We start from the raw sequence: 11975 nt of genomic DNA on the forward strand, positions 1-11975 counted from the left end.
TGCGGCTACCGCCGGGTGGGACGCCGACGGGTCGCACCGGCGCGGCCTTCGGCGTGAGGGGTGAGGAGCGATGGCGCGCTTGTCGCCGGGCGATCCCGTCGGCCGGTTCACGCTGCTCGTCCCGCTCGGCGAGGGCAGCATGGCGACGGTGTTCCTGGGCCGCGCCGGCGCCGAACTCGTCGCCGTCAAGGTGATGAAGGACCACTGGATCGCCGACCCCGACTACCGCGCCCGGTTCCGCCGGGAGATCCGCGCGGCGCGCAGCGTCAACGGCATGTACACGGCCGCCCCGCTCGACTTCGACGCCGACGCGAGCGCGCCGTGGCTCGCCACCCGGTACCTGCCGGGCCTGTCGCTGCACCAGGCCGTCGCGCTGCACGGCGCCGGACTGCCGGCGGGCACCCTGCGCAGCCTCGCGGTCGGGGTGGCGGAGGCGCTCGCGGCGGTGCACGAGGCGCGGGTCGTACACCGGGATCTCAAGCCGGACAACGTGTTGCTCACCGCGGACGGGCCGCGCGTGATCGACTTCGGCATCTCCCGGCCCGAGGACGCCACGTTCCTGACGCTGCCGGGCGAGTCGCCGTGGGCCCGGTCGTACTGGGCGCCGGAGCGGATCGCGGGCGAGCCCGGCTCCCGCCCCTCCGACGTGTACGCGCTGGGTGCGGTGCTGCTGTTCGCGGCGGCCGGCGCGCACCCGTTCGGCCCGGACGGCGGGCCGGACACCGCACCGGACCTGTCCGCCGTGGCCGACCCGGAGCTGCGCGCGGTGCTCGCCGACTGCCTCCTCCCGACGCCGGCCGACCGGCCGACCGCGCGGCAGCTCGTGGACCGGATCGGCGCCGGTACGGCGACGCTGTCCGGTACCGGGTGGCTGCCCGACCGGGTCGCCGCGGCCATCGCCGACCGGGTCGCCGACGCGAAGACCTGGCCGTCGCAGCCGGCCGACCAGCTGTGGCGCCGGGTGCCCGCGGCGGTGCACGGCGCGCCGACACTGCCCCCGCCGTCCGCCGGCGCGCCGCACCTGCGCGCCGCCGGCCCCACCGCCGCCCGACTGCCCACCCCCACCCCGCCGTCCCGGGTACGCCGGCGCGCGGTGCTCGTCGCCGCCGGGGTGCTCGGCCCCGCGGCGGTCGCCGGTACCGCGACGGGACTGCTGTGGCCCCGCGACCGCCGTACGGCGCCACCGGTCGCGGGACGTTCGGCGAGCCCGTCGTCCACCGCCACGCCACGCGCCGCGCAACGCTGGCGCGTACGCGTCGCCGACGGCACGTACCCGGAGGTGGACGTGGCCGGCGGGGTCGTCCTCGCCTGGTCGGACACGGCGCTGCGGGCGCTGGACGCGGCGACCGGCCGGCAGCGCTGGCGGCGTACCGCAACGCTGGGTGGGGCGGGCGTGGCGTTCGCCGACGGCAGCGGTGCGCTGCGCGGCGGCGTCACCGGCGGCCTGGCGTACTTCCTGGACAACAGCGGGTCGCCGTGGACGCTGTGGGCGCTGTCGCCGGCGACCGGCGCCGTGCGGTGGCGGCGCGAGCTGCCGGGATACCCGACGCCGAAGCCGGTGGCGGCCGGATCGCTGCTGTGCTTCGGCACGCCCGACGGGGTACGCGCGGTCTCCGCGAGCGGTGGGCAGGACCGCTGGTCGGCGTCGCTCGACGCGGGTCGTGGGCTGGCCGCCGGGGGCGGTGTGCTCGCCGCGGTCGGCGACACGGCGGTCACCGCGCTGTCCGCCGACACCGGCGCCCGCACCTGGCGGTACGCGCTGGCCAAGGCCGGAGGGCCGCTGGTCGCCGCCGGACTCGTCCTGCTGACCGACGAGCAGGGTGCGGTGCACGCGCTGCGCGCCAGCGACGGTCGACCCGCCTGGCGCCGTACGCTCGGCGCCGCCGGCACCCTGCGGTACGCGGACGGCACGGTCTTCGCCGCCACCCGCGCCGGCGTCACGTACGCGCTGCGGGCGGCGACCGGGGCCACCGTCTGGTCCTTCCGCCACGCGGTGGCCGAGACGTACGGTCACGTCGACGCGCTCGCCCCCACCGGCGGCGCCGTGTACGTGGCCGGCACCGACCGCACCGTGTACGCGCTGGACGCCGGGACCGGCCGGCCGCGATGGACCTTCCCGGCGCAGGCCGGGCTCACCACCCCGCCGGCCGGCACGGCCGCGCTGGTGTACGTCGGCACCGGGGACGGGTACGTGCGTGCCCTCGTCCCCCCGAACGGAGGTAGCCGTGGAGGGGCTTGAACCGGACGACCCGCGGACGGTCGGTCCGTTCGCCGTCCGCGCCCGGATCGGCGCCGGTGGCATGGCTGCCGTGTACCTGGGCGCGACCGCCACCGGCCGCCCGGTCGCGCTGAAGGTGATGTACGCCGGCAACGCCGCGGTCCCCGCGTACCGGGAACGGTTCCGGCGCGAGGTGGCGGCCGCGTCCGCGGTGCGCGGCGGGTACGGCGTGGCCGTGGTCGGCGCGGACCCGGGCGCGTCGGTGCCGTGGCTGGCGATCGAGTTCGTGCCCGCGGTGTCGGTACGCGAGGCGGTCGCGCTGTTCGGGCCGCTGCCGACCGGCGCGGTGTGGTCGCTGGCCGCCGGGCTGGTCGCGGCGCTGACCGCGGTGCACGACGCCGGTCTGGTGCACCTGGACGTCAAGCCGTCGAACGTGCTGCTCGCTGCCGACGGCCCGCGGCTGATCGACCTCGGCATCGCCCGCGCCGCGTCGGACCCCGCCGGCCCGCCGGAGGGTACGCGGGGGTTCATGTCGCCGGAGCAGTCCGCCGGCCGCGCGCTCGGCCCGGCCAGCGACGTGTACTCGCTCGGCGCGACCCTCGCGTACGCGGGGACGGGGCTGGCGCCGACCGTCGACCGCGCCGAACGGCTGGCCGGGCTCGCCGACGAGACGCTGCGCGCGGTGGTGGCGCGCTGCCTCGCCGAGGACCCGGCGGCCCGGCCGGGGTTGCCCGAGCTGGCCGCGCACCTCGCCGAGGTCCTGCGCAGCCGGGAGGAGACCGGCGGCGCCTGGTGGCCCCCGCCGGTACTGGACGAGATCCGGCGGCGGGCGGTGTTGCCGGAGAACCCGCCGCCACCGAAGCCGGTGCCGCCGGGCGCCCAGCGCCGAACCAGCGTGCCGGTCGCCGGTGTCACCGGGATCGGTTACGGCGCAACGGATCCCGGTCCGTCGGAGCCGCGCCGCAGGGTCGGTCGGCGGGCCGCGCTGATCGGCGGGCTCGGCGCGCTCGGGGTGCTCGCAGCCGGCCTGGTCGGCGTCGGCGTACGGTCCGCGCTCGGGCAACGCCAGCACCCGGACGCCGCCGGTACGCCGGCACCGCACCCGTCGTCGCACTCGCCGTCCCCGTCGCCGAGCCCGCCCAGCCGTACGCTGGAGTTCCGGTTCACCGGGCAGGTGACACTCACCGCGGTGACGTACACGGTGAACGGGCGGGCCACGACGGTGCGGAACAGGAAGCTGCCGTGGCGGCTGGACGTGCCGGTGCCGCAGACGGAGACGACCTGGACGCTGGACGTGCACTTCAGCCCGGGCGAGGTGCAGTACCGGGTGCTGGTGGACGGGTTCCAGCGGGTGAGCGGGGTGGCCGGCAACAGCGGGCCGGGCCGCGTCAAGGACCACGGCACGGTGTGACAGGACCCCTCTCGCCGCCCCGGCCGTACGGTGCCGGTGTCGGTTCGGGTACACGGAAAGGGCAGGCCATGACAGCGTCCGCGGCCAGCAAGGTGGAACTGATCCCGCCCGGGGAGAACCTGGTGGACCGGATCTCGTCGGCGCCGAGCGGCACCCTGTTCGTGACGGGCGCGCACGGCGGGCTGCGGGTCGCGCCGGACACCGCGTTCGAGGTGGTGTTCGGGCGCAACGAGCCGGACGTGCACGTCTGCGTCGGCGCCGACGACCCGTACGTGAGCCGCCGGCAGGGGACCATCACCTGCGACCGCTCGCGCTGGTTCGTCACGAACGTCGGCGGCGCCACCATCCGGTACCCGCGCAGGCCACCGGTACTGACCGGGCAGCGGGCCGAGCTGGCCGCGTCGTACGTGCCGCTGTTCGTGGTGTCGGGCGAGCGCGAACACCTGCTGGAGGTACGGATCGCGTCGGCCGCGAACCGGCCGCTGGACCTGCACGACAGCCCCACGGCGCGGCGCGAGTGGCCGCTGACCGACGACGAACGGCTCGCGCTGGTCTGCCTGGCCCAGCGGTACCTGCGGCGCGACCCGGTGCCGCAGCCGATCTCGTGGGAGGCGGCCGCCGCCGAGCTGGCCGAGCTGCGCCCCCGCGAACGCTGGAACTGGCGGCGCGTCGCCCGCGTCGTGGAGAAGGTGCGCGCCGCGCTCAGCGCCCGCGGCGTCCACGGGCTGCGCGAGGACGAGGTGCCGCGGCCGATCGGCAACGCGCTCAACGTCAACCTGATCCTGGAGTTGCTGGTCAACACGACCACGCTCACCCCGGACGACCTGGCGCTGCTCGGCGACTGACGACGCCCGGTACCGGCGGCCGCATGGCGTGCGACCGCCGGTACCGGTGGGGCCGACCGACCGTCGGCGGGTCGGGGGACCGGCCCCGTGGGGGTTGGCGTCAGTTGAGGTCCTGGGCGGGCCGGTTGCGGCCCGGGACCTCGTCGGGGGCGAGGATCCGCGTGTCACCCGGGTACGGGCGGCGCCAGCCGGTCGAGGCGTACCAGGACAGGCGGTTGAGCTGGGCCGGGTTCGTCATGTCCTCCTCGGGCCTGGATCCGCCGGTCCGCTGGGCGTCGCTCCACACCACCCACTTCTCGTACACGGCGCGTTCGGCGGCCGGGACGACCGGCTGCGGGTGCGTGACGGCGGCGGCCCCGGCGGTCGCCGAGGTCGGCTTGAGGCCGAGGTCCAGCGGCACCTGGTTCGGCAGCGCCGTGTACGCCCGCGGGTCGGCGCGGTTGGTGAACGCGTCGGTCATCGGCTCCGCGGCCCGGTCCATCTGGTTCATCGGGGCGATGCCGAGGATCTGCTCGATCGTCTTCACCACGTTGATCTGCGTGTAGTACGTCGAGTCGACGACGCCGCGCCGGGCGTACGGGCTGGCGATCCAGAGCGGGGCGCGGTGCCCGTCGACGTGGTCCACGCCGTTCTGCGAGTCGTCCTCCAGGACGAACACCGCCGAGTCCTTCCAGAACCGGCTGTGCGAGACGGTGTCGACGACCCGGCCGACCGCGAGGTCGTTGTCGGCGACCATGGCCGTCGGGTACGGGTCCTTGCCGCTGGTACCGGCGGTGTGGTCCTGCGGCAGGGCGAGCAGGTTCAGGTTCGCCAGCTGACCGGTCCGCTCCGACGCGCGGAACGACTTCAGCCACATGTCCACGCGGTACTGGTCGGGGATGTCGGTGTCGAACGTCGGTACCGACGGGTCGTTGATCGCGTTCACGCTCGGCACGTCCGACGTGCTGTGGTACTTGTCGGTCGGCACCGGCAGCGGGCCGTCCGCCTTGCCTTCCAGGATCCGCGCGTCGGCGTACCAGTCGGCCCAGTTCGGCGGGTTGCTCGCGGGTAGGTCGATGTTCGCCGCGTACTCGCCGAAGTCGGCGACGCTGCGCCCGGCCCGGCGCGCCGCGTTCCACAGGAACCCGTCCCGCTGGTACGCCAGCGCGTCGTTGCCCAGCGACGGGTAGCTGCGCGCCCAGGTGCCGAACTCGTGCTCGATGTAGTCGTTGGCGTCGGCCTGCACCAGCCAGTTGTGGCCGTCGGCGGACAGCGTGCCCTCGTCGTAGAAGTTGTCGAACACCCCGTACGAGTTCGCCAGCGCGTGCTGGTTGGGCGTCACCGTCGCACCGAACTGCGCCAGCGACGGGTCGCTGTCACCCTTGCCGATGTCGCCGAGTACCTGGTCGTAGGTGCGGTTCTCCTTGATGATCAGGAACACGTGCTTGATCGTCGACGGCTCGCCGAGCCGGGCCGGGACCGCGACCGGCGCGACCGTGCGCGGCGTCGTACCGCGGGCCAGCAGGGCGTCCCAGCCGTTGTCGACGAACACCCGGTGGGTCAGGGTGCCGAGCTGGTTGTCCCGCGGCATCGCGAACGTGGTCACCGACCCCGTGTCGTTGTACGTGTTGTGCCCGCTGGCCGGCGTGGTGCCCGGACCCTCGGCGATCGTGCTGCCCGCGCCGCGCGCCCCGATGCCCTTGTCGTTGGTCACGACGACCTGCCCGGTGTGCTTGTCGAGCTGCACGTTCACCGGGTACCAGTCGGTCGGCAGCAGGCCGGCGTAGCGCACCGGGTAGCCGGCGCCGCGGTAGTCGTACACGGCGATCGCGTTGTCGCGGCCGATGCTGACCAGCAGGTGGTGGTCGTCGGTCATGGTGATCGCGTTCGGGTTGCTGCCGACGGTGGAACCGGGCAGCGGCGTCACGTTGAACGTCTGCCGGACCCGGTGCGTGGTCGTGTCGATCAGCGAGACGCTGTCGGAGTTGGAGTTCGCGACCATCAGCGTGTGCCCGGTCAGGTACGCGGCGGTCGGCTCCAGCCCCACCCGGATCGTGCCGGTCTCCTTCCCCGAAGCCAGGTCCACCACCGACACCGAGCCGGTGGTCGCCGCGCCGGTCGAGGAGTCCGCCACCACCGTCGTCCCGTACGAGTCGTTGGTGTACTCGCCGTCGGCGGCGGGCCGGCCGCCCTCGTTGGTCACGTACGCCTCGCCGCCGGTGAGGACCACCTGGCGCGGCGCGTTGCCGACCGGGATCTGCCTCGTGAGCGTGTTCGTGGCGGTGTCGAGTACGCCGAGGGTGTTGCTGCCGTTGAGCGCCACGTACAGTCTCGTGCCGTCGGGGGACAGGGCCATCCCGGCCGGCAGCGCCGAGCGGCCGCCCACCCCGGCGACCGGTACGACGACGGGCGAGGCGACGGTGCCGTCGGCGGCGACGCTGAACCGCACCAGGTCCCTGCCCTGCGCGATCCACAGCGTCCGCCCGTCCGGCGTGTACAGCGGCGCGTCGGTGCCGACCTGGCCGTCGCCGATCTTCCGGTCCGCGCCGACCCCGGTACCGACCTGCTGGGTGACGGCGCCGGACGCGGCGTCCATCATCGTCAGGAACCCGGTGCCGTGCAGGTACGTCAGGGCCGCGAGATGCGTACCGTCCGGGCTGAGCGTGCTGGCCAGCAGCCGCCCGTTGGTGACCAGGTGTCGGGTGCCGAGGGGCGTCACCCGCTGGTTGTCCGGGAGCAGCACGCCCCGTGCCGTCTCCGTACCGTCGACCTTGTCGGTGGTGTGCACGATGCTGCCGGCGATCGCGGCGCCCGACGCGCCGACGACCAGCCCGAGTGTCAGCCCGGCGACCGCCAGCCCGCGCGCGCCGCGCCTCCTCCGTAACCGGATCACGGTTCCTCCTGCTGGGGATGTGGCATGCAATGCCGCAGAAGAACCTAGAACCGGCGGGTATCACCGGTCTTCAACCAGCAGGTGAACAGTGGCCGCACAGTACCGACCATCCACAGTGGACAGTGCGGCCGGGCGGGGCCGCGCGCGGCGGTCCCGCCCGGCGTCACGTCAGCGGCGCGCCAGCCGCGCGAGCCGTACCAGCCGGCCGCGGTCCGGCCAGCGCGGCGGGGCGATGCGGGTGGCGATCAGCGCCACCGCGATCCCCGGTACCAACCCCGCCAGCAGCATCCCGGTACGCGGGCCGAGGTGCTGGTCGACCGCGCCGAGCAGCGGGCCGCCGATCGCGCCGGCGCCGGTGAACACCAGCAGGTACACGCCCATCACCCGGCCGCGGATCCGCGGATCGGCGGCGAGCTGCACGCCGGCGTTCGCGGCGGTGACGAGCAGCAGCGTGGCCGCGCCGAGCCCGGCGAGTACGACGGCGAACGCCCACTGCGCCGGGGTGAGCGCCGCCACCACGGCGAGCGCCGCGACCACCGCGCCGGTGGCGAGCAGCCCGCGCGTGCCGCCACCGGTACGCCGGGCCGACACCAGCGCCCCGACGACCGACCCGACCGCCACCACCGAACTGAGCAGCCCGTACCCGCCGGCGCCGGACCGGAACACCATCTTCGCGTACGCGCTGAGCGTCACGGCCAGGTTGTTGGTGAACAGGGCGAACACGCCGACGAGCACGATCGTCCACAGCATCGTCGGCTGCCGGCGGATGGTCCGCAGCACGTCGCCGGTGCGTACCGGGGAGTCGGCGGTCGCGCGGGGCACCGGGCGCAGCTCGGCGTTGCGCATCAGCAGCAGCCCGACGATCGGCGAGGTGAACGACAGCGCGTTGACCGCGAACGAGTAGCCGGCGCCGACCGCGTTGATGAGTACGCCGGAGATCGCCGGCCCGATGAGCGCGCCGAGCTGGAACACGGTGGAGTTGAGGCTGATCGCGTTGCGCAGGTGCGCCGGCGGGACCAGTTCGTTGACGAACGACTGCCGGGTCGGGTTGTCGACCGCGATGATCAGGCCGAACACCAGGGCCAGCAGGTACACGTGCCATGCGGCGACGTGGCCGCTGAGCGTGAGGACCGCGAGTACGGCGGCGGTCAGGCCCATCCCGGTCTGCGTGACCAGCAGGATCGTACGGCGGGGGAAGCGGTCGGCGAGCGCGCCGCCGGCGATGCCGAACAGCACGGTCGGCAGCGCCTGGAGTGCGGTGGTGACGCCGACCGCGGTGGCCGAGCCGGTGAGGCTCAGGACCAGCCAGTCCTGGGCGATGCGCTGCACCCAGGAGCCGGTGTTCGACACGATCTGGGCGCCGGCGAAGACCCGGAAGTTGTACGTACGCAGGGAGTCGAAGGTGCGGAGCCGGTGCGGCGCCGCGACGGGTAAGTGGTCGTCGGTGTCCGGGCGGGCGATGGTCACAGTGGTCCCCTGGGCCGTGGGCGGTCGGGTGTACGTCCATCCTTCGCGCCTCGCTGCCCATACCGAAACTCAATTGCTGCTATTAGTGTTATAGCGAGCCGTAATAGGGGAGTGGTGGCCGTGTACAACGCCGAGCACCTGCGGACGTTCCTCGCGGTCAGCGAGTCGCTCAGTTTCACCCGCGCCGCGGCGGCCCTCGGGATCCGGCAACCGACTGTCTCCCAACACATCCGCAAGCTGGAGGAGTCCGTCGGCCGCCCCCTTCTGGTACGTGACACGCGCACCGTGACGCTCACCGAGGACGGCGAGGCGATGGCCCGGTTCGCCCGGACGATCATCGCCGCGCACGAGCAGGCTGTGGGGTACTTCACCGGCTCCGGGCTGCGCGGCCGGCTCCGCTTCGGCGTCACCGACGACCTCGCGCTCACCCCGGTGCCGCGGATCCTGCGCGAGTTCCGCCGGCTCTACCCGCAGGTCGTGTTGGAGCTCACGGTCTCGCAGAGCCTGACCCTGCAACGCCGCGTCGAGTCCGGCCACCTCGACGCCGCCTTCGTCAAGCACGCGCCGGGCGAGGGCCACGGCCGGCTCGTACGCCGGGAACGGCTCGTCTGGGCGGCGGTGCCGGACGCCGAGTTCGACCCGGCCCGGCCGGTACCGCTGGTGGTGTACCACGCGCCGAGCACGAGCCGGTCCCGTGGCGTACGGGCGCTGGAGGAGGCGGGCGTGCCGTACCGGATCTCGTGCACGGTGCGCGGCGTCAACGGGGTACTCGCCGCGGCGCGCGCCGGGCTGGGCGTGGCGATCTTCGCGCGCGGCCTGATGCCGGCCGACCTGGTCGAGGTACCGGCCGCGGTCGGGCTGCCCGAGCTGGGCGAGATCGACCTGGCGCTGCTGACCAACCCGCACGCGGCCGGCGACGCGGTCGAGGCGCTGGCCGCGACGATCCTCGCCCGCCGCGATCCGATCCGCGAACGCTGAGGCGTACTCAGCCGCGCAGGCAGCCGTCGAACTCGTACAGCGGGTTGGTGACGCGGCGGCCGTCCGGCGTGGTGAGCGTCTGCTGCCCGACGTACCCGGACGGGCCCTGCGCGGTGTAGCACCCGTCCGGCGCCACGCTCACCTCGTACGCGAGGGTCTCGGTGTGGCCGTCCGGTGCGGGCCAGTGGACCAGGCAGCTCCAGCCGTCGCCGGCGCCACTGTCCGATGTGGACGATCCGCCCCGGGTGCACCGCGACCACGCGGTGTCGGCGGAGGTCGGCACCCGGCCGTGGCCGAGCAGCTGCTGCTGGAACACGTACATGTTGCGGTAGGTGGGGCCGAGGTCGGCCGACAGCCGCGCCGCGGTGATGGTGGGCGTGCCGCAGCCGGCCAGCATCGCCAGCAGCAACAGTGGCAGGATCCGGCGCATGGTCAGTCTCCGGTGATCTCGCGTCGGCGCAGCAACAGGTACCCGGCGGCGAGGCAGACCGCGACCCAGACGGCGCTGACCGCCGCGGCGGTGACCATCGGCCCCCGGTACGGGTGGGCGGCGAACAGCCCGTGCCACGCCTCGAATCCGGTGGTGAGCAGGGCGGACCGGACGGCGCGCGGCCCGTCGACGAACGAGTACACCTGCATGAGCAGGCCGAGCACGGTCGGGCCGAGGATGCCGGCCGGTCCGTTGCGGGTGGCGGCGGAGAACAGCACGCCCAGCGCGGCGAACCCGAGCGCGGGCGGCAGCACGCTCGCCCAGGCGGACAGCACCAGCCCGGCGGACGTACCGGGGGAGAACAGGGTGCCGGACAGCCCGACCAGCGGATCGTGCCCGAGTACGGTGACGCCCGCGGTCAGGCTCGCCAGACCCAGCAGTACCACCAGCACCACCGCGTACGTCAGCGCGGCGAGCACCTTGCCGGCGTACACGGTGCCGCGGGTCAGCGAGCGCGTCAGCAGCGTCGGCCAGGTGCCGTACCGGTCCTCGGCGGCGAGGATGTCGCCGGCCACCAGGCTGATCAGCAGCGGCAGCGCCCACTGCGTGGTGAAGACCAGCACCACCATCGGCGCGGCGAACCCGGACACGTGCACCCACCGGCCGAACAGCGTGTCGGACGGCACGGTGTCCTGTATCCGCAGCACCGCGACGAACACGAACGGCGCGAGCACGCACGCGGCCGCCGCCGCCCGCACCCGTACCTGCGCGGTCAGCTTCTCCAGCTCCCACCGGTACGCGGTGAGCACCCTCATGCGGACTCCTCGGTCAGCGCGAAGAACAGCTGGCTCAGCGGGGAACCGGTCTCGGTCAGCGCCCGCACCGCGATCCCGTCGCTGGCCAGCGCCAGCACGTACGCGTCGAGGTCGGCGCGGTGCGCCCGGACAGCGAGCCCGTCGTCCTGCTCGGTGACGTCCACCCCGCGCCGCTCGGCCATCGCCCGCGCCGCCGCGTCGTCGGTGGTACGCAACAGGTGCGCCGCGGCCGGCGCCGCCGCGCGCAGCTCCTCGACCCGTCCGGCGTGCACCGTACGGCCGGCGCGCAGGATCGTGACGCCGTCGCACAGCGCCTCGGCCTCGGCCATGTGGTGGCTGGACAGCAGTACGCTGCCGCCGTCGGCGGCCAGGTCGCGCAGCAGCGCGCCGATGTCGCGGATCCCGGCCGGATCCAGCCCGTTCACCGGCTCGTCGAGTACCAGCAGCCGCGGGCCGCGTAACAGTGCCGCGGCCAGGCCGAGCCGCTGCCGCATCCCGGACGAGTACGCCGACACGCGGTCGGCGTCGCGGCCGGCCAGCCCGACGCGCTCCAGTACGGCGTCGATGTCGTCGTGGCCGCGCCGGTCGTACGCGGCGAGCAGCTCCAGGTTGCGCCGCCCCGACAGGTACGGGTAGAAGCGCGGGCTGTCGACGAACCCGGCCAGCCCGCCCGGCGTACGGCCGGCCACGACCGGCTCGCCCAGGACGGTGAGCGTGCCCGCGTCGGGCCGGGACAACCCGAACAGCGTGCGCAGCAACGTGGTCTTGCCCGCGCCGTTCGGTCCGAGCAGCCCGTGTACGGTGCCGGCCGGGACGGTCAGGTCGACGCCGGCCAGCGCCACCGTCCGGCCGTACCGCTTCGTCAGGCCGTCCGCCCGCACCGCGTCGTCCACGGCGGGCAGGGTAGGCCCCGCAGACATCCGTACGGCGACGGCCAGG

Annotated in this window: 9 protein-coding genes; 4 read left to right on the forward strand and 5 right to left on the reverse strand. The window is 74.4% G+C overall.

From position 1 onward, the window contains the following. Window positions 1-70 precede the first annotated feature (70 nt). The 3 genes from Aru02nite_RS17025 (at window position 71) to Aru02nite_RS17035 (ending at window position 4474) form a co-directional block, all read left to right on the forward strand. Window positions 71-2239: an outer membrane protein assembly factor BamB family protein gene (locus Aru02nite_RS17025; protein ID WP_203658572.1), complete on the forward strand. Its 2169-nt coding sequence runs from the start codon at window positions 71-73 to the stop codon at window positions 2237-2239. After that, window positions 2226-3629 (forward strand): serine/threonine-protein kinase, encoded by a 1404-nt coding sequence (locus Aru02nite_RS17030; RefSeq protein ID WP_203658574.1) that lies wholly within the window; start codon window positions 2226-2228, stop codon window positions 3627-3629. Before Aru02nite_RS17025 ends, Aru02nite_RS17030 begins: the two co-directional genes overlap by 14 nt. A gap of 68 nt (window positions 3630-3697) precedes the next feature. Next, window positions 3698-4474: an FHA domain-containing protein gene (locus Aru02nite_RS17035; protein ID WP_203658576.1), complete on the forward strand. Its 777-nt coding sequence runs from the start codon at window positions 3698-3700 to the stop codon at window positions 4472-4474. 100 nt (window positions 4475-4574) lie between these two features. Here the strand turns inward: Aru02nite_RS17035 and Aru02nite_RS17040 are convergent, their stop codons facing one another. Together Aru02nite_RS17040 and Aru02nite_RS17045 are read right to left on the reverse strand one after the other, a co-directional pair. Then, entirely contained in the window at window positions 4575-7346 is a 2772-nt protein-coding gene (locus tag Aru02nite_RS17040; protein ID WP_203658578.1) for a bifunctional YncE family protein/alkaline phosphatase family protein, read from the reverse strand. Between the two features lie 168 nt (window positions 7347-7514). Beyond that, entirely contained in the window at window positions 7515-8813 is a 1299-nt protein-coding gene (locus Aru02nite_RS17045) for an MFS transporter (protein ID WP_203658580.1), read from the reverse strand. A gap of 114 nt (window positions 8814-8927) precedes the next feature. On the opposite strand from Aru02nite_RS17045, the gene Aru02nite_RS17050 reads away from it, so the two are divergent. After that, window positions 8928-9791: a LysR substrate-binding domain-containing protein gene (locus Aru02nite_RS17050; RefSeq protein WP_203658582.1), complete on the forward strand. Its 864-nt coding sequence runs from the start codon at window positions 8928-8930 to the stop codon at window positions 9789-9791. A gap of 7 nt (window positions 9792-9798) precedes the next feature. Here the strand turns inward: Aru02nite_RS17050 and Aru02nite_RS17055 are convergent, their stop codons facing one another. Genes Aru02nite_RS17055 through Aru02nite_RS17065 form a run of 3 tightly spaced genes read right to left on the reverse strand, consistent with a single transcriptional unit; the run spans window position 9799 to window position 11929 of the window. Then, complete coding sequence (locus tag Aru02nite_RS17055) at window positions 9799-10221, reverse strand: hypothetical protein (protein ID WP_203658584.1); 423 nt, start codon at window positions 10219-10221, stop codon at window positions 9799-9801. 2 nt (window positions 10222-10223) lie between these two features. Next, window positions 10224-11036, reverse strand: a complete 813-nt coding sequence (locus Aru02nite_RS17060) for an ABC transporter permease (RefSeq protein WP_203658586.1) — start codon at window positions 11034-11036, stop codon at window positions 10224-10226. Further along, entirely contained in the window at window positions 11033-11929 is an 897-nt protein-coding gene (locus tag Aru02nite_RS17065) for an ABC transporter ATP-binding protein (RefSeq protein WP_239076739.1), read from the reverse strand. The genes Aru02nite_RS17060 and Aru02nite_RS17065 overlap by 4 nt, the downstream gene beginning before the upstream one ends. Window positions 11930-11975: the final 46 nt, after the last annotated feature.

This window comes from Actinocatenispora rupis, assembly GCF_016861975.1.
Lineage (GTDB): Bacteria > Actinomycetota > Actinomycetes > Mycobacteriales > Micromonosporaceae > Actinocatenispora > Actinocatenispora rupis.

What these genes read in the sequence shown, in the direction of transcription:
- Aru02nite_RS17025 (WP_203658572.1), top strand. Translation starts at nt 71, where the DNA reads ATGGCGCGCTTGTCGCCGGGCGATCCCGTCGGCCGGTTCACGCTGCTC.
- Aru02nite_RS17035 (WP_203658576.1), top strand. Translation starts at nt 3,698, where the DNA reads ATGACAGCGTCCGCGGCCAGCAAGGTGGAACTGATCCCGCCCGGGGAG.
- Aru02nite_RS17055 (WP_203658584.1), bottom strand. Translation starts at nt 10,221, where the DNA reads ATGCGCCGGATCCTGCCACTGTTGCTGCTGGCGATGCTGGCCGGCTGC.
- Aru02nite_RS17060 (WP_203658586.1), bottom strand. Translation starts at nt 11,036, where the DNA reads ATGAGGGTGCTCACCGCGTACCGGTGGGAGCTGGAGAAGCTGACCGCG.